A 17,352-nucleotide genomic window follows, 5' to 3' on the forward strand; every position below is an offset into this window, starting at 1 on the left:
ATGAGCCAGCCCCTGCGTTTCGCCCTGAATCGTATGGTTGCACCGGGTTTGTCACTGTTGGAGTTCATCGACCTGGCGCTGACGCTGAAGGTCGATGCCATTGAGCTGCGCAATGACCTTGCGGGCGTGGAAATCGAGGACGGCACGCCGCCGCAGCGGGTCCGCGAATTGTGCGCGGCCCAGGGCATCAAGGTGTTGTCGATCAACGCCCTGTACCCCTTCGATGTGTGGAACGACGAGCGTCGCCAGCAGGCCCTGAAACTGGCCGCCTATGCCCGTGCCTGCGGCGCCGAGGGGCTGGTGCTGTGCCCGCTCAATGACCCTGCCGATCCGCGCACTGAGGCCCAGCGCAGCAGCGCGTTGCGCACGGCCCTGAGCGAACTGGCGCCGATCCTGCGGGAGCACGGCCTGCTGGGGTTGATCGAGCCCCTGGGCTTTGAGGAATGCGCGCTGCGCCACAAGCGCACGGCAGTGGAGGCGATCCGTGCCACTGGCGGCCTGGATGTGTTGCGCCTGGTGCACGACACCTTCCACCACCACTTGGCCGGCGAGCATGAGTTGTTTCCCGAGCTGACCGGGCTGGTGCACATCTCCGGGGTCGAGGACCGCCAGGCGCCGCTTGGCAGCATTCGCGACGGCCATCGGGTACTGGTCGGCGAGGCGGACATCCTCGGCAATGCGGCGCAGATCGACACCTTGCGCAGCCGTGGCTACAGCGGCTACCTGTCGTTCGAGCCGTTTGCCGAGAGCGTGCACGGGCGGGCGGATATCCAGCAGGCGCTGGCGGCGAGCATTGCCCACTTGCGGCAAGCCCTGGCCTGAGGTCATTTCCTTGTGGGCGCTGGCAAGCCGGCTCCCCCAGGGCGACATAACAAGATGAAGGTGCAAACCATGAGTACGACACGCTTGACCATGGCCCAGGCCCTGGTGAAATTCCTCGATAACCAATACGTCGAGGTGGATGGGGTCCAGAGCAAGTTCATCGCCGGGGTCTTCACCATTTTCGGCCACGGCAACGTGCTCGGCCTGGGCCAGGCCCTGGAGCAGGACAGTGGCGACCTGGTGGTGCACCAGGGCCGCAACGAGCAGGGCATGGCCCACGCCGCCATCGGTTTCGCCAAGCAGCACCTGCGGCGCAAGATCTACGCCTGCAGCTCCTCGGTGGGCCCCGGCGCGGCCAACATGCTGACCGCGGCGGCCACCGCCAGCGCCAACCGGATTCCCTTGCTGCTGCTGCCGGGGGACGTCTACGCCAGCCGCCAGCCGGACCCGGTGCTGCAACAGATCGAACAGTTCCATGACCTGAGCATCAGCACCAACGATGCCTTCAAGGCCGTGAGCCAATACTGGGATCGCATCAACCGCCCCGAGCAACTGATGAGCGCGGCGCTCCACGCCATGCGCGTGCTCACCGACCCGGCGCAGACCGGCGCCGTGACCCTGGCATTGCCCCAGGATGTGCAGGGCGAAGCCTACGATTACCCGGACTCCTTCCTCGCCAAACGCGTGCATCGCATCGACCGCCGCCCGGCCACCGAGTCCATGCTCGGCGATGCCCTGGCGCTGTTCGAGGGCAAGCGCAAGCCGCTGATCATCTGCGGCGGCGGGGTCAAGTATTCCGGGGCCAATCGAGCGTTGCAGGCCTTTGCCGAACGCTTCGGCATTCCTTTTGCCGAAACCCAGGCGGGCAAGAGCGCGGTGGTTTCCGAGCACCCGCTGAACGTCGGCGGGATCGGCGAGACCGGCTGCCTGGCGGCTAACCTGCTGGCCAGGGAAGCCGACCTGATCATCGGCATCGGCACCCGCTACAGCGATTTCACCACCTCGTCGAAATGGCTGTTCCAGCACCCGGAGGTGGCGTTCCTCAACCTCAATGTCTGCCCTGGCGACAGCCTCAAGATGGAGGGCGTGCAGCTACTGGCCGATGCCCGCGCCGGCTTGCAGGCCCTGAGCGAAACCCTGGGCCGCAGCGGCTATCGGGCGGCCTGGGACGGGCAGATCGGCGAGGCCAAGGCGCAGTTGGAGGCCGAGGTGGACCGGGTGTATCAGGTGCAATACCAGGACGACGGTTTTGTCCCGGAAATCAACGACCACCTGGACCCGGCGGTGCTGCGCGAATTCATCGAACTGACCGGCTCCTGCCTGACCCAGAGCCGGGTGCTCGGGCTGCTCAACCAGGCCTTGCCCGAGGACGGCATCATCGTTGCCGCCGCCGGCAGCCTGCCCGGCGACCTGCAGCGCAGCTGGCGCAGCAAGGGGGTCAATACCTATCACGTGGAATACGGCTATTCGTGCATGGGCTACGAGGTCAACGCGGCGCTGGGGGTCAAGCTCGCCGAGCCGGATCGCGAGGTGTACGCCCTGGTGGGCGACGGCTCCTACCTGATGCTGCACTCGGAGCTGGTCACCTCGATCCAGGAGCGGCGCAAGATCAACGTGGTGCTGCTGGACAACATGACCTTCGGCTGCATCAACAACCTGCAGATGGGCCACGGCATGGACAGCTTCGGTACCGAGTTCCGCTACCGCAACCCGCAGAGCGGCAAGCTCGACGGCGGCTTTGTGCCGGTGGACTTCGCCATGAGCGCCGCCGCCTACGGCTGCAAGACCTACAAGGTCAGCACTGAGGAGCAACTGCTGGCGGCCCTGGCCGATGCCCGGACCCAGACGGTATCGACCCTGATCGACATCAAGGTCCTGCCCAAGACCATGATCCACAGCTACTTGTCCTGGTGGCGGGTGGGCGTGGCCCAGGTGTCCACCAGCGAGCGCACCGATGCGGCGGCCAAGACCCTTAATGAACGCCTGGCCCAGGCCCGGCAGTACTGATTGCTCTGCAACGAACAACAACAGGAGTATCTGCATGTCTTTGAAACTTGGCGTTATCGGGACCGGGGCCATCGGCCAGGATCACATCCGTCGTTGCAGCCAGACCCTGCTGGGCAGCCAGGTGGTGGCGGTCACCGACATCAACCTGGCGTCGGCGGCCAAGGTGGTCAGCGACCTCAAGCTCAGCGCCGAGGTCTACCCGGACGGCCACGCGCTGATCAAGGCGGCGGACGTCGAGGCAGTGCTGGTGACCTCCTGGGGCCCGAGCCACGAGGAATTCGTGCTGGCGGCGATTGCCGCGGGCAAGCCGGTGTTCTGTGAAAAGCCCCTGGCGGTGACCGCCGCCGGCTGCCGGCGCATCGTCGAGGCCGAAATCGCCCACGGCAAGCGCCTGGTGCAGGTGGGCTTCATGCGCCCCTACGATGCCGGCTACCAGGCCTTGAAGGCGGTGATCGACAGCGGGCAGATCGGCGAGCCGCTGATGCTGCACTGTGCCCACCGCAACCCGCGGGTGGGGGAGAACTACAAGACCGACATGGCCATCACCGACACCCTGATCCATGAGCTGGACGTGCTGCGCTGGCTGCTGGCCGACGACTATGTGTCGGTGCAGGTGGTGTTCCCGCGCAAGACCAGCAAGGCCCTGGCCCACTTGCGCGATCCGCAGATCGTGCTGCTGGAAACCGCCCGTGGCACGCGCATCGACGTCGAAGTGTTCGTCAACTGCCAGTACGGCTACGACATCCAGTGTGAAGTGGTGGGGGAGAGCGGTATCGCCAGGCTGCCGGAGCCGTCCCAGGTGCAATTGCGCAGCCAAGCCAAGCTGTCCAACGCCATCCTGATGGATTGGAAGGAGCGTTTTATCGCCGCCTATGACGTGGAGTTGCAGGCCTTTATCGACGGTGTGCGCGCCGGCCAGGTGGGCGGGCCCTCGGCCTGGGACGGCTTTGCCGCCGCCGTGGCGGCCGATGCCTGCATCGAAGCGCAGGGCAGCGGCCAGATCGTCAAGGTTGAGCTGCCTGTGCGCCCGGGCTTCTACGACTGACCTTGTACCGGGCCCGCCTGGGGGATTTGCGGGGGCGCCTGCGGTTGGGCGCCGCTGAACCGCCGCCCGGGTTTTCCCCGGGCGCGACCCCACCGGGCTTGGGCGCACATTGGCCACAGGCCAGGATTTTCAAGGCTTTAACTGATTTGGAATAAAATTCTAAAATGAGTTGATATAGAAATTATTTTCCAATAAAGTCATTTTCAGGTTGCCGACTCGCTAGGTCGCATGCCCTCAAGCAAACCATGAGAGGCGTGCGAACCGACCCACAAAAACAACAGGTACCGTCGATGAAAACCTTCACTAGCACCATCCTCGCTCTCGGTTCGCGGTTTCGCAGCTCGCCCGCGCCAACCTCCGCTTCGCCTCGGCCCAGCCGCTCTGCCGTCCTCCTGACCTGCCTCGGCTTTCTGTGTGTAGAACGCAACGGTTCACTGCTGTGCTGCGTACCCGGTGCCCCCATCGTGCATCTGTCGCTCTGAGTGGTTTCTGCGCTTTATCCATAAAACCTACAAGAATGTGGAGAAAGACCTGTGATGAACACCAAGATCCGTTTTGCCTCGCTTGCACTGTCGATGCTGCTGGCCAGTGGGGCCGCCTTCGCCGACATCAAGATCGGCGTGAGCATGTCGCAGTTCGATGACACCTGGCTGACCTATCTGCGCGAGTCGATGGATCAGAAAGCCAAGTCCCTGCCCGATGGCGTCAAGCTGCAGTTCGAAGACGCCCGCAGCGATGTGGTCAAGCAATTGAGCCAGGTCGAGAACTTCATCAGCCAGAAAGTCGACGCGATCGTGGTCAACCCGGTGGATACCGCCGCCACTAAGAAAATCACCGAGGCCGCGGTGAAGGCCGGCATCCCCCTGGTGTACGTCAACCGCCGCCCGGATGACCTGAACCTGCCCAAGGGCGTGGTGACCGTGGCTTCCAATGACCTGGAAGCCGGGAAAATGCAGATGCAGTACCTGGCCGACAAGATGGGCGGCAAGGGCGACATCGTGATTCTGCTGGGCGACCTGGCGAACAACTCCACCACCAACCGCACCAAGGGGGTCAAGGAGGTGCTGGCCCAGTACCCGGGGATCAAGGTCGACCAGGAACAGACCGGGGTCTGGCTGCGGGACAAGGGCATGACCCTGGTCAACGACTGGCTGACCCAGGGCCGCAAGTTCGACGCGGTGGTGTCCAACAACGATGAAATGGCCATTGGTGCCGCCATGGCGCTGAAGCAGGCCGGGGTCGAGAAGGGCAGTGTGCTGATCGCGGGTGTCGATGGCACCCCGGATGGCCTGCGCGCGGTGAAAAAGGGCGAATTGGCGCTCTCGGTGTTCCAGGACGCCAAGGGCCAGGCGGACGGTTCCATCGATACCGCGGTGAAGATGATCAAGCATGAGCCGGTAGAGCCGGCGGTGTGGGTTCCGTATCGGCTGATCACCCCGGACAACGTCGACCAGTTCAAGTAACGCCGCTCACCTTCCAGAGCTGTTCCAGAAGAACAGGCTCTAACAACAATAAGTAATAAGTGGCAAGGCGGCCTTGGGTGGCCTTGCCGATGGAGTACCTGATCATGTTCTCTAGCGCGACTGCCTCGAGCACCCCGCAGGCGGGAATCTCGCCTGCCGCCACATCGATTGAAGAACCCTTTCTGCTGGAGGTCATCAACGTCAGCAAGGGCTTTCCCGGTGTGGTGGCCCTGTCCGATGTGCAACTGCGGGTACGCCCGGGAACGGTGCTGGCGCTGATGGGCGAGAACGGCGCCGGCAAGTCGACCCTGATGAAAATCATCGCCGGCATCTATCAGCCGGACGCCGGCGAGCTGCGCCTCAAGGGCCGGCCGGTGGTCTTCGAAACGCCCCTGCAGGCCTTGCAATCGGGCATCGCCATGATCCATCAGGAGCTCAACCTGATGCCGCACATGAGCATTGCCGAGAACATCTGGATCGGCCGTGAGCAGCTCAACGGCCTGCGCATGATCGATCACCGCGCCATGCACCGCTGCACCGCGCAGTTGCTGGAACGCCTGCGCATCAACCTCGACCCCGAGGAGCAGGTGGGCAACCTGAGCATTGCCGAGCGGCAGATGGTGGAGATCGCCAAGGCGGTGTCCTACGACTCCGACGTGCTGATCATGGACGAACCGACCTCGGCCATTACCGACAAGGAAGTGGCGCACCTGTTCTCGATCATTGCCGACCTCAAGGCCCAGGGTAAAGGCATCATCTATATCACCCACAAAATGAACGAAGTGTTCGCCATCGCCGATGAAGTGGCGGTGTTCCGTGACGGTGCCTATATCGGCCTGCAACGGGCCGACAGCCTGGACGGCGACAGCCTGATCTCGATGATGGTGGGGCGCGAGCTGAGCCAGCTGTTTCCCCAGCGCGAGAACCCCGTCGGCGACCTGCTGCTCCAGGTCCGCGACCTGCGCCTGGACGGGGTGTTCGACAGGGTGTCCTTCGACCTGCACGCCGGGGAGATCCTCGGCATCGCCGGGCTGATGGGCTCGGGCCGGACCAATGTTGCCGAGACCCTGTTCGGCATCACCCCCTGCGACGGCGGCGAGATGGTTCTCGACGGCCAGGCCCTGCGCATCAGCGACCCGCACCAGGCGATCGAGAAGGGCTTTGCCCTGCTGACCGAGGATCGCAAGCTCAGCGGGCTGTTCCCGTGCCTGTCGGTCCTGGAAAACATGGAAGTGGCGGTGCTGCCGCATTACGCCGGCGGCGGCTTTGTCCAGCAGAAGGCCTTGCGTGCCCTGTGCGAGGACATGTGCAAGAAGCTGCGGGTCAAGACCCCGTCCCTGGAGCAATGCATCGATACCTTGTCCGGGGGCAATCAGCAGAAGGCCCTGTTGGCGCGCTGGCTGATGACCAATCCGCGCATCCTGATCCTTGATGAGCCGACCCGGGGTATCGACGTCGGGGCCAAGGCCGAGATCTACCGCTTGATCTCCTTCCTCGCCAGCGAAGGCATGGCGGTGATCATGATTTCCTCGGAGCTGCCCGAAGTGCTGGGCATGAGCGACCGGGTCATGGTCATGCACGAAGGTGAACTCATGGGCACCCTCGACCGCAGCGAGGCAACCCAGGAACGGGTGATGCAATTGGCGTCAGGAATGTCGGTGGTGCACTGATTCTTCAATCGATGGCGGCCGGCGGCGCTGTGATTCGCCGCGGCCAGGCACTAACAAAGGTGAGTGGTTATGAACGTGATGTCTGAAAACAAACCGGCCGCGGCGCCCGCTAGAACGCGCCGGCGCCTTCCCACCGAACTGAGTATTTTTCTGGTCCTGATCGGCATCGGCCTGGTCTTCGAGCTGTTCGGCTGGATCGTGCGTGACCAGAGCTTCCTGATGAACTCTCAGCGCCTGGTGCTGATGATCCTCCAGGTGTCGATCATCGGTCTGCTGGCCATCGGCGTGACCCAGGTGATCATCACCACGGGCATCGACCTGTCCTCGGGCTCGGTGCTGGCGCTGTCGGCGATGATCGCCGCCAGCCTGGCGCAGACTTCGGACTTTGCCCGGGCAGTGTTTCCGTCCCTGACCGACTTGCCGGTGTGGATACCGGTGGTGGCCGGGCTGGGGGTGGGCCTGCTGGCGGGGGCGATCAACGGCAGCATCATCGCCATCACTGGCATTCCGCCCTTTATCGCCACCCTGGGCATGATGGTCTCGGCCCGCGGCCTGGCCCGCTATTACACCGAAGGCCAGCCGGTGAGCATGCTGTCCGATTCCTACACCGCCATCGGTCACGGGGCGATGCCGGTGATCATCTTCCTGGTGGTGGCGGTGATCTTCCACATCGCCTTGCGCTACACCAAGTACGGCAAATACACCTACGCCATCGGCGGCAACATGCAGGCGGCGCGCACCTCGGGGATCAACGTCAAGCGCCATCTGGTGATCGTCTACAGCATCGCCGGGTTGCTGGCGGGGCTGGCCGGGGTGGTGGCCTCGGCGCGGGCCGCCACCGGGCAGGCGGGGATGGGCATGTCCTATGAACTGGATGCGATTGCCGCGGCCGTGATCGGCGGCACCAGCCTGGCCGGTGGCGTGGGGCGCATCACCGGCACGGTGATCGGCGCGCTGATTCTTGGCGTCATGGCCAGCGGCTTCACCTTTGTCGGCGTGGATGCCTACATCCAGGACATCATCAAGGGCCTGATCATCGTGGTGGCGGTGGTCATTGACCAGTACCGTAACAAGCGCAAGCTCAAGCGCTGATCCACCAGCCTGTTGTCGGCGCCGGCTGGCCAGCGAAGGCGCCCACAAGATGAGGTGCAACGGACGGGGCTGTTCGCCAGCAAGTTGGCTTCTGCGGCGGAGAAACGGGGGAAAAGGCTCCGAATCCGCCGCCCGGTACTGCCGTTTGTCTTCTAAAAGACCTGCTTGTATGGAATTTTTTGTTATAAAAGCACTCTGACAAATGCCACCAAAGCCCGCAATTGCGGGCTTTGTGCGGTTTGTCAGACAGATTCGCTGTCATTTCAGTTGCTGCGCCCTCAAACCGGCCTTAGACTGCCGCCCCTCGTAAATTGAGTGCCGGGTGGCGCTTGGAAGGTATGGCGCCTTTCTGATGACCTGACGGGTCAACCGGAAACAGTTTGAATTCGCCTTAATGCACGTATTTTTTATAGAGAAATCAATGACCAAGGAAAAGTTGCTGGCCATGCCGGCGGATGACTACATGAATGCCGAGCAGCACGCTTTTTTCAGCGACCTGTTGCAAGCCATGAAGGTGGAAACCCACGAGCGCATCGAACAGAACCGGATCGCCATTGAAAGCCTGGACACCCCGGCTGACCCGGCCGACGCCGCTTCCGTCGAAGAAGAGCGCACCTGGTTGGTCAACGCCATTGATCGTGACCAGCGCATGCTGCCGCAATTGGAGCAGGCCCTGGGCCGGATCAGTGACGACAGCTTCGGCTGGTGCGATGACAGCGGCGAGCCGATCGGCCTCAAGCGCCTGCTGATCAGCCCAACCACCAAGTACTGCATCGAAGCCCAAGAGCGCCACGAGCAGATCGACAAGCATCAGCGTCAAGCCTGATCGCCAGCCCCCGCCACAGCGGGGGCTTTGTTTTTTCGGGTACGACTCCATACCCGTTCATTCCCTTGATCTACTGCAAACCCCCGACTAAGGGACCATGGATAATGGCCTTCTAGTGGCGTCTAATGCCGAAAATAATTAGAACGATGTGGGGTGCTAAACATGTCAAGAGAAGGATCTCTAGCGGTGCCGATCGCGCAACCGCTGGCAGCAACACCCGCCGTCCGTTGGTGGGCGCCGACCTTGCAGAGCGCGGCCTTGATGGGCTTGCTGGGTGGCCAGGCACTGGGTGACTGGCCGCTGTACCTGTGCCTGCCCCTGGCGGTGCTGGTGGTCTGGCTGCCTCGGCTGAGAAGCCGCAAGGTGCCCGAGGCGCCGACGGCAACGGCCGACAGCGAGCTGTCCTCGCTGACCCGCGACCTGTCCTACAGCACCACCCATAACGCCCTGTCTGCCGCTGGCGTGGCCTATTCGGTGACGCAACTGGCGGGCAAGCTGCAATCCCAGCTGGATGCCGCGGCGCGCATCGTCGGCAACGCCGAAGTGATGATCAAGACCGAACAGGCCACCTCGCAACTCAGCCGGCAAGCCCTGGAGGCGGCCAGTGAAGCCCACGCCAGCAGCGCCGAAGGGCGCACGGTGCTGGGGGAGTCCATCAGTCGCATGCACTCCCTGAGCGAGCGGGCCAGTGGCAGCCGCGAGCTGATCGAGGCCTTGAGCCAGCGCAGCGAAGAGATCCAGCGGGTGACCCTGGTGATCCAGTCCATCGCCAGCCAGACCAACCTGCTGGCCCTGAATGCCGCTATCGAGGCCGCCCGGGCCGGGGAGCACGGACGGGGTTTTGCCGTGGTCGCCGACGAGGTGCGCGGGCTGGCCGGGCGCACCGCCACGGCCACCGATGAGGTCGGGGTGATGGTGGCCGATATCCAGCAACGCACCAGCGATGTGGTGGAGCAGATCCGTCAGCTGTCCGACGACCTGAACCTGGGGGTGGAGCAGGTGGAACACACCGGTCGGCACTTGGACAACATCGCCCGTCTGGCAGCAGGGGTGGAAGGCCAGGTCAGCGAGATCGCCCGGGGCGCCGAGACCAACCGCGAACAGTTGGACAGCCTGTTCCATGCCGTGGAGCAGATGCGCAGCGACCTGGCGGTCAGCGATCAGCAGACCCGCAGCCTGGCTCAGGCGGCGGTGCAGATGGAAGGGCAGGCCGAAACCATCAGTGAGCGTCTGGCGGCTGTGGGGCTGGATGATTACCACCAGCGCATTTATGACCTGGCCCGTGAAGGCGCCCGGCGTATTGCCGAGCAGTTCGAGACCGACCTGGCGCAGAACCGCATCAGCCTCGACGACCTGTTCGACCGCCATTACCAGTTGATCGCCAACACCGATCCGGCCAGGTACCAGACCCGTTTCGACCGCTACACCGATCAGGTACTGCCGCCGATCCAGGAATCCCTGCTGCCGCGCCACGACGGCCTGGTGTTCGCCATCGCCTGTACCCAAGAGGGTTATGTACCGACCCACAACCTGGCCTTCTCCCAGCCGTTGACCGGCGATCCCGTGGCGGACAACCTGCATAACCGCAGCAAGCGCAAGTTCGCCGATCGCACCGGCATTCGTTGTGGCAGTCACCAGCAACCGCTGTTGCTGCAAACCTATACCCGCGATACCGGCGAACTGATGCACGACTTGTCGGTGCCGATCTGGGTCCAGGGGCGGCATTGGGGAGGGTTGCGCCTGGGTTACAAGCCTGAGCAGGCGCCGTCCCAGCGCAAGGGCTGAGAACATTGTTACCAGGGGCGTAAGACTGCTGTGCAGGATGTGACTGTTTCAGACGCCGGGAACTGACTAGTATGCTCACATCGTTAGGGAGCTAACTAATTCCTTGAGGTTCTCCATGCACAGCAAAGTTGATGTAGCCGTGATGATCGGCAGTGGTGTTCCCCCCATGCTGCGGGACCTGGGACGCAAGGCGTGCTGGGTGGTGCTGGTCAATGGCGAACAACGTGGCACTGCCTTTGCCAGCCGCGTCGAGGCCGAGGAGTGCCGGCAGGCCTGGCAGGCGAAACTGGCGCAGTGCCGGCATGGGCGCCATGCATTCCAGCATTCGGCTTGATGCTCGGGCGGTAGATAGAGGCTTGATCGGTTGGGGCGGATGTCTGGATTCAGGCTGTTGCAGGCAGGGCCCGAAGGCGAGTCGCTAGTTTTAAGTTAATCATCATGATGCTCTTAAACGGATCTCGCCTGGGTCACGGGGGCGCCGCTGGGTTCCCGGGCGGCGCGCTATGGCAGGTGTCAGGCGTTCAGGGCGCCTTGGTCAATGGCCAGCTTGAGGGCCTTGGCGGATTCCCTGGCCGCCGCTGCAGCTTCTTCGGAGGTCTTGAACCAGCGGTCGCGTTCCACCTGGTGGAAGGTGATCTGGGTCAGTGGAGGTTTGGCGCGCATGGCAATCACGGCCTGGAATTCGCCTTCGACTTCTCTGCACTCGCCACGAATGAAAAACTCGCCAATATCTAGTTCGGTCACTTCTAGCCTTCCCTTGGAGATGAGTGAGTGCTTGAGCGCCCGTACCGCGAGCGCTCAACCAGCGAGGGAGTATGGCAGTTGTTGCGTTGCGACGGGCTGAGTTATGTCATTGCGGTTTTAGGTAGAGATTGTTCTGAGGTACTAAAGTGAACTTTCTTACGCTTTAATCCGCCCATCCAGATCACTGCACCAGAGTATTACTGGTTAGAATGCCGGGCCTTGTGTGACGACTGCGGGCAAGATTACCCGCTGATGAGCAACATTAGTCTTTGTACTAATCAATGGCCGTGCAGTCATGAATCGCTCGCTTTAAATGGTCGAAATGCACAAAGTTGCTCTAGAATTGCTTCTGCAACCCGAAGTGGCTGCCGATCCGGGGATTCAATCTCAGGGTATATCCGGCTTTCCGGCCTGTTTCAGTACCCGCCCCAGATAGCTCGCCGCCACACTTTTCGGGGTGTCAGAGCCTACTCCTACAGCCTTTGACCTGTGCCTGATGCTTCGGCGAAATGCCCGCAGCTCAGCGCCGGCGTTAACGCCGTGGCCTGGAGTACCCGCTGCATTTGAGTGTTTTTTTGGGGTAACTGATTGGGGTGATCACGCCGTCATGGCGGTTTTTTGTGCTGTCCGTTTTTCCTCGGACGGCACCCTTTTGAGTATCGGGGAGTGTTCCTTGGCAGTAAGTAATCTTGAAATGCATGCGCTGTTCGTTTTGGGTGATTTGCGCGCAAAGCTGGTCAAGCAGTTCCAATCTCGTTTTGTCTACATCACCGAACAGTCCGCCGAAGGCATCTACATCGCCGAGATCGATACCGAGAGCGCGTTGGTGGTGGACGACAAGCCTCGGCTGGAGCTCAAGGTGGGCGATCATTTTCGCGCTGCTGTACTGCCCAGCCGGGAAGGCGGCAAGCTGGAGATCCGCTTTCGCGAGATCAAGCTGACGGTATACGGCCTGGGCGACTATGCCTTTGTCAGCAGTCCCCTGGGGCAGGGGATTGTGTTCAAGGAAGGTCACTCGGTGGTGATGGTCTTCGCCGCCAACGAGCAATTGCAGGAAGGCTTGAGCAAGACCCTCAAGGCGGTCAGCGCCAAGGCGGCCAAATTCCGCAAGGGCGAACTGGTGAGTTTCAAGGCCAGCGAGTGATGAGCCAGAGCCGCGCCGAGTTTCACCAGCAACACCAGCAGGCCGCGTGTGACGAAGCTCAACGCCTGTTCGCCGAGAAGGCGCGCTTGCAGGGCGCCTGGCTGAACTGGGTGGCCGGCCAGCTGTACCACCTGCGCCCGGCGGCATACGCCAGCATGGTGCGCCGCGAGTTGCAGCGGCTGCAGGAGCCGGCGGACCCTTGATGGTCGATCCGGGCCGCGCCCTGGTTGAAAATATGGAACCTCTACTACAGTCAGTTGACTGAATGCTTCAGGGGCCTGGCAGCTTTGCGTGGCGTGTCCCTTTGGTCCTGGTCCTGATCCGAGAGGTGCACCCATGAAAGGAATTCGAGCGCTGCTGGCCAGCAGCCTGTTGGCCCTTGCCGCCTTGAACGCGCCCCCGGTGGCGGCGGCTTCCGCGCCGATTCACTTCGCCGACCTGAACTGGGAGAGCGGCAGCCTGATCACCGAGATCCTGCGGATCGTGGTCGAGAAGGGTTATGGCCTGCCCACCGATACACTGCCTGGCACCACCATCACCCTGGAAACCGCCCTGGCCAACAACGATATCCAGGTGATTGGCGAAGAGTGGGCGGGGCGCAGCCCGGTGTGGGTCAAGGCCGAGGCCGAAGGCAAGGTGCTGGCCCTGGGGGACACCGTCAAGGGCGCTACCGAAGGCTGGTGGGTGCCGGAGTACGTGATCAAGGGTGATCCCGCCAAGGGCATCGCGGCCCTGGCGCCGGAGTTGCGTAGCGTCACCGACCTGGCGCGCTACAAGGATGTGTTCAAGGACCCGGAGAGTCCGACCAAGGGGCGTTTCCTCAACAGCCCGATTGGCTGGACCTCGGAGATCGTCAACCAGCAGAAGCTCAAAGCCTATGGCCTGGAGGACAGCTACGTGAACTTCCGCAGTGGCTCCGGCGCAGCGCTGGATGCGGAGATCAGCTCGTCGATCCGTCGGGGCAAACCGATCCTGTTCTACTACTGGTCACCGACGCCGCTGCTGGGGCGCTTCAAACTGGTCCAGCTGCAAGAGCCGCCCTTTGATGCCGAGGCCTGGAAGACCCTGACCGACGCCAGCAACCCCAACCCGCGTCCGAGCCGTTCCCTGGCCTCGAAACTGTCCATCGGCGTGTCTGCGCCATTCCACAAGCAATACCCGCAGTTGGTGAGCTTCTTCAGCCAGGTCGAGTTGCCCATCGAGCCCCTCAACCAGGCCCTGGCGCAGATGAGCGAAAACCACAGCACGCCCCGTGACGCGGCCCGGGCTTTCCTCAAGCAGCATCCTGATCTATGGCGCAACTGGGTGCCCCAGGACGTCGCCGCCAAAGTCGCCGCCGCCCTGTTGTAGGAGCCGCCTTGCCGGCGAAAGGGCCCGCAGGTCTTGCACCGTCCATGGCGACGCCTTCGCTGGCAAGCCAGCTCCTACGCTCGCCCTGACACCGCGCAATTTTCCCGTATGCGCCGCTTGCCGGCGAAGAGGCCCCCAAGGCGGGTCAGAAGCGGGTCTGCACCGCCAGTTCGAAGGTGCGCGGGGTGCCCAGGTAGTAAGCCGGGGAGACATGGGCGAACTTGCCGTAGACCTCGTTGGTCAGGTTGCGTACCCGGCCGGTGACGGTGGTGTAGCTGTCGACCTGGTAGCGCAGGAAGCTGCCGTACAGGGTGTAGGCCGGCAGCGTCAGGGTGTTGGCGTTGTCGGCGTACACCGAAGCCACATAGCGCGCATCGACGCCGGTCTGCCAGCTCGGGGCCAGGTCATAGGTCAGCCACAGGTTGGCCACCCGCTCGGGGACGTTGGTCGGGGTGTTGCCCTTGCGCGAGACCACCGCGCCGCTGGCCACCTTCTCGTTGAACGCGTCATATTCGGCGTCGACCCAGGCGAAGTTGGCTTCCGCCAGCAGCTTGGGGGTGACCCGCAGGGAACTGGCCAGCTCGATGCCCCTGGAGGTCTGCTGGCCCACGGGAATGCTGTTGGCCGGGTCCAGGGGATCGGTGACGGCAAAGTCCTTGCGTTCGATGCGGTAGGCCGCCAGGGTCGCCGAGCCGCGTCCGTCCAGGTAGTCGAACTTGCTGCCCACTTCCCATTGCTTGCCGGTGGACACCTCGAAGTTCTGGGTGCCGCTGGGCTGTTCGGCGGCCGTGCTGTATTGCACGTAGACGTTGGCGCTGGGCAGGAACTGCCAGGTCAGCCCCAGGCGTCCGGTGACCGGTTCCCAGCTTCGCTTGAGATGTCGAGGGTTGCTGGCGCTGATCGCGCGGTGGTTGGTCACGTCCAGGTCGATGGCGTCATAGCGCAGGCCGCTGAGCAGGGAAAGCTCGTCGGTCAGGGCCAGGCGGTTCTCGACGAACAGGGCACGGGTGGTGACCTGGTTGGTCTTGTCCTTGACCCAGCCCTGGCGGGTGCCCTTCAGGTCGTAGAAGTACCCCGGCTGGAAGTTGCCGGGGTCCACGCTGTTGTTGGCCGGCACGTTCCACGGTGAGTTGGTGGTGCTGTTGACCTTGTACTCAAAACCCCCGGACCAGGTGGTGTCGAGGCCGAACAGTTGATCATCGTGGCGCAGTTCGAACTGGTTGCCGTCCTGCTGGCCCTGGTGCCGCACCAGATAGGCGGTGGAGCGGTTCACCCGGCTGTTGTCGGGGCTGTACTGGTAGGTCTCCAGGTTGCGGTAGTCGCGCTGGCTGTCCAGGTGATAGAGGGTGTTGCGCAGGCTGGTGCTGGGGTTGATCCGGTAATCGATGATCGAGCGCAGCCACACGGTGCGCTGTTCATACAGGCCGTCGGCGACGTTGTAGTTGTTGAAGCGCTGGTGCTTGTCGATCTTCAGCTCGCCGGCCTTGGGGTTGCGCACCGGGGTGCCCCAGTAGGGGCTGTCTTCGTGCTCGTCCTGGTATTCCACCGCCAGGGTGTGGGACAGGTCAGGGGTCAAGTCGCTGAGCAGGGAGAAGGCCAGGCTCCAGGCATCGCGCTCCTGGCGGTCGATGTAGCCGTTGCTGGTGTTGTGGCTGACATCCAGGCGTGCGTAATGCTGCACCTCGGCACCCGCCGGGCTCAGGGCGTGATTGACCCCGAAAGCGGTTTGCGTGGTGTCGTAGCTGCCGTAGCTGAGCAGGCCCTCGGCCGCCTGTTCGCGGCGGTCCGCCAGCTTGGTCACGTAGTTCAGCGAGCCGCCCACGGAGCCGGCGCCATTGATCAGCGACGAGGGGCCGCCCACCAGTTCCACCCGCTCATAGATCCAGGCGTCCACCGGCCGTGCCAGGCCGGTGGCGACATTGATGCCGTTGAACATCTGGGTGATCTGGCCGCTGGTGAAGCCGCGGTAGGAGATGAAGCCGCCGAACCCCGGTGGTGCACTGGCATTGACCCCGGGCAGGGCGTTGGCGGCGTCCTGGAAGGTCTGGGCGCCACGGCGCTCGATGTCCTGGCGGCTGGCTATCGCCACCGAGGCCGGGGTTTCCCGCAGGCTCAGGCCCAAACGCGAGGCCATGCCGCTGGACTGCTCCAGGGACAGGCCGGGTTCAACGTCTGCCTCTTCGGCGTTAACGGTGGTAGGGACCAGCTCCAGGCCGGATTTGCCCCAGGCGTTGACGGACAGGCAGGCCAGCAGGCTCGCCAGTAAAGGAAGGTGTTTCATGCATGCATCCTGAATTCTTGACTAGGAAAAGGCCCACGAAAGCGCGCCGCGCAGCAGCGCAGTGGGCGGGTCGAGCACGAGCAAGAGTCAGGCGTAGGGCGGTGCCCGAGGATGGGCGGCGGGCCAGGTGAAACGGGCCGGGAGGTGGGTCTGAAGCTGACGCGCCAGCGGCGGCGCCTGGGGTTGGGGCAACAGCGCCAGGCTGACGCTGGAGTTCAGTGCCGGACCCATGCCGCCGGTGGAGCACAGCGGGCAACCGAAGGCCTTGGACAGGGTGGGCAGGGAGTCCTGGTCAGTCGGCTGTTGCAGGGGGGCTTGGGTGTTGGGATCGATGCTGCAGAACTGCCCGCCGATGCCGTTGAGCTGCATGCCGAGCATCTGCCCGTGGCCGATGCTGCAGGCAAATACGTTGAACAGGACGCAGCAATAAAGCATCCAGGCAACGAGCGAGCGATCGGAACGGGTCAATTTCATGGGGCGGCACTTTATCATCGAAGGCGACGAACGTACTTACAAAAACCGGCAATCGAGTCCATTCTCTTTACGACTTTTTTACAAGGACGTCTGAACATGAATCTTCTGCTCGCTCAGGGGATGTCCGGCACTTTTCTGTTCATCAGCCTGATCCATCTGTACTGGGCCGCCGGAGGCAAGCGTGGAAGCGATGCGGTGATCCCCCAAGTGCCGGGGCCGGTTCCCGGGCAGAGCCAACCTGCCTTTCACCCTCCGGCCCTGGCCACCTTGCTGGTGGCGGTGGGGCTGTTACTGGTGGCGATGCTGGTCTGCCTGCGGGTTGGGCTCTACCTTCCGACCGTGACCCATCCGTCCCTGCAATGGGTGATCAGCGCCATTGCCTTGCTGATGTTCGCCCGGGCCATTGGCGACTCCGAGCTGGTTGGCTTCTTCAAGCAAGTGCGCGACTCGAAGTTCGCCCGTCTCGACACCCTGTTCTATTCCCCGCTGTGCGTGGTACTGGGTGCCGGATTGCTGGTGCTGGCCTGGGCCTGAAGGGCAAGCCCGCTCGCTGCCGGCGCTGGCGTGTGCAGAGACTGGCTTGCCAGCGAAGGCGATCCCGCCTGGCACCTGCCTCACGGGCCTCTTCGCCGGCAAGCCGGCTCCTGCA

At 63.2% G+C, this 17,352-nt stretch carries 16 protein-coding genes; 13 read left to right on the top strand and 3 right to left on the bottom strand.

Translation table 11 applies throughout. The annotated features are described in order from the left end of the window. From ACMGF8_RS18455 to ACMGF8_RS18495, 9 genes are all read left to right on the top strand, one after another. Positions 1 to 822 (top strand): TIM barrel protein, encoded by an 822-nt coding sequence (locus tag ACMGF8_RS18455; protein WP_102864449.1) that lies wholly within the window; start codon positions 1 to 3, stop codon positions 820 to 822. A 69-nt stretch (positions 823 to 891) separates the two neighbouring features. Continuing rightward, the gene (gene iolD / locus ACMGF8_RS18460) at positions 892 to 2,829 is read left to right on the top strand and encodes a 3D-(3,5/4)-trihydroxycyclohexane-1,2-dione acylhydrolase (decyclizing) (RefSeq protein WP_416756934.1); all 1,938 of its coding nucleotides are present in this window, start codon (positions 892 to 894) and stop codon (positions 2,827 to 2,829) included. A gap of 34 nt (positions 2,830 to 2,863) precedes the next feature. Further along, entirely contained in the window at positions 2,864 to 3,874 is a 1,011-nt protein-coding gene (locus tag ACMGF8_RS18465) for a Gfo/Idh/MocA family protein (RefSeq protein WP_250330752.1), read from the top strand. 536 nt (positions 3,875 to 4,410) lie between these two features. Next, positions 4,411 to 5,337 (top strand): sugar ABC transporter substrate-binding protein, encoded by a 927-nt coding sequence (locus ACMGF8_RS18470; protein ID WP_102864452.1) that lies wholly within the window; start codon positions 4,411 to 4,413, stop codon positions 5,335 to 5,337. Between the two features lie 104 nt (positions 5,338 to 5,441). Next, the gene (locus ACMGF8_RS18475; protein ID WP_102864594.1) at positions 5,442 to 7,007 is read left to right on the top strand and encodes a sugar ABC transporter ATP-binding protein; all 1,566 of its coding nucleotides are present in this window, start codon (positions 5,442 to 5,444) and stop codon (positions 7,005 to 7,007) included. Positions 7,008 to 7,076: 69 nt separating this feature from the next. After that, positions 7,077 to 8,099 (top strand): ABC transporter permease, encoded by a 1,023-nt coding sequence (locus tag ACMGF8_RS18480; protein ID WP_102864453.1) that lies wholly within the window; start codon positions 7,077 to 7,079, stop codon positions 8,097 to 8,099. A gap of 421 nt (positions 8,100 to 8,520) precedes the next feature. Next, entirely contained in the window at positions 8,521 to 8,925 is a 405-nt protein-coding gene (locus tag ACMGF8_RS18485) for a TraR/DksA family transcriptional regulator (protein ID WP_011060892.1), read from the top strand. A gap of 162 nt (positions 8,926 to 9,087) precedes the next feature. Further along, the gene (locus tag ACMGF8_RS18490) at positions 9,088 to 10,710 is read left to right on the top strand and encodes a methyl-accepting chemotaxis protein (protein WP_102864454.1); all 1,623 of its coding nucleotides are present in this window, start codon (positions 9,088 to 9,090) and stop codon (positions 10,708 to 10,710) included. A 115-nt stretch (positions 10,711 to 10,825) separates the two neighbouring features. After that, positions 10,826 to 11,044, top strand: a complete 219-nt coding sequence (locus ACMGF8_RS18495) for a hypothetical protein (protein ID WP_250330754.1) — start codon at positions 10,826 to 10,828, stop codon at positions 11,042 to 11,044. 179 nt (positions 11,045 to 11,223) lie between these two features. Here ACMGF8_RS18495 and ACMGF8_RS18500 read toward each other — a convergent pair whose 3' ends face one another. Then, complete coding sequence (locus ACMGF8_RS18500; protein WP_102864456.1) at positions 11,224 to 11,454, bottom strand: hypothetical protein; 231 nt, start codon at positions 11,452 to 11,454, stop codon at positions 11,224 to 11,226. A gap of 673 nt (positions 11,455 to 12,127) precedes the next feature. On the opposite strand from ACMGF8_RS18500, the gene ACMGF8_RS18505 reads away from it, so the two are divergent. From ACMGF8_RS18505 to ACMGF8_RS18515, 3 genes are all read left to right on the top strand, one after another. Then, positions 12,128 to 12,598, top strand: a complete 471-nt coding sequence (locus tag ACMGF8_RS18505; RefSeq protein ID WP_102864457.1) for a hypothetical protein — start codon at positions 12,128 to 12,130, stop codon at positions 12,596 to 12,598. After that, positions 12,598 to 12,801: a hypothetical protein gene (locus ACMGF8_RS18510; RefSeq protein ID WP_102864458.1), complete on the top strand. Its 204-nt coding sequence runs from the start codon at positions 12,598 to 12,600 to the stop codon at positions 12,799 to 12,801. The genes ACMGF8_RS18505 and ACMGF8_RS18510 overlap by 1 nt, the downstream gene beginning before the upstream one ends. Before the next feature lie 133 nt (positions 12,802 to 12,934). Beyond that, positions 12,935 to 13,948 (top strand): ABC transporter substrate-binding protein, encoded by a 1,014-nt coding sequence (locus ACMGF8_RS18515; RefSeq protein WP_115582271.1) that lies wholly within the window; start codon positions 12,935 to 12,937, stop codon positions 13,946 to 13,948. Positions 13,949 to 14,093: 145 nt separating this feature from the next. Here the strand turns inward: ACMGF8_RS18515 and ACMGF8_RS18520 are convergent, their stop codons facing one another. Both ACMGF8_RS18520 and ACMGF8_RS18525 read right to left on the bottom strand, forming a co-directional pair. Further along, positions 14,094 to 16,229: a TonB-dependent receptor gene (locus tag ACMGF8_RS18520; protein WP_416756935.1), complete on the bottom strand. Its 2,136-nt coding sequence runs from the start codon at positions 16,227 to 16,229 to the stop codon at positions 14,094 to 14,096. Positions 16,230 to 16,316: 87 nt separating this feature from the next. Continuing rightward, complete coding sequence (locus tag ACMGF8_RS18525; protein WP_180988600.1) at positions 16,317 to 16,703, bottom strand: DUF2946 domain-containing protein; 387 nt, start codon at positions 16,701 to 16,703, stop codon at positions 16,317 to 16,319. A 96-nt stretch (positions 16,704 to 16,799) separates the two neighbouring features. On the opposite strand from ACMGF8_RS18525, the gene ACMGF8_RS18530 reads away from it, so the two are divergent. Next, positions 16,800 to 17,237 carry a DUF3995 domain-containing protein gene (locus ACMGF8_RS18530; RefSeq protein WP_102864462.1) on the top strand — a complete coding sequence of 146 codons (438 nt, stop codon included), beginning with the start codon at positions 16,800 to 16,802 and terminating at the stop codon, positions 17,235 to 17,237. Positions 17,238 to 17,352 lie beyond the last annotated feature (115 nt).

Source organism: Pseudomonas sp. BNK-7 (genome assembly GCF_048072025.1).
Classification (GTDB): domain Bacteria; phylum Pseudomonadota; class Gammaproteobacteria; order Pseudomonadales; family Pseudomonadaceae; genus Aquipseudomonas; species Aquipseudomonas danubii.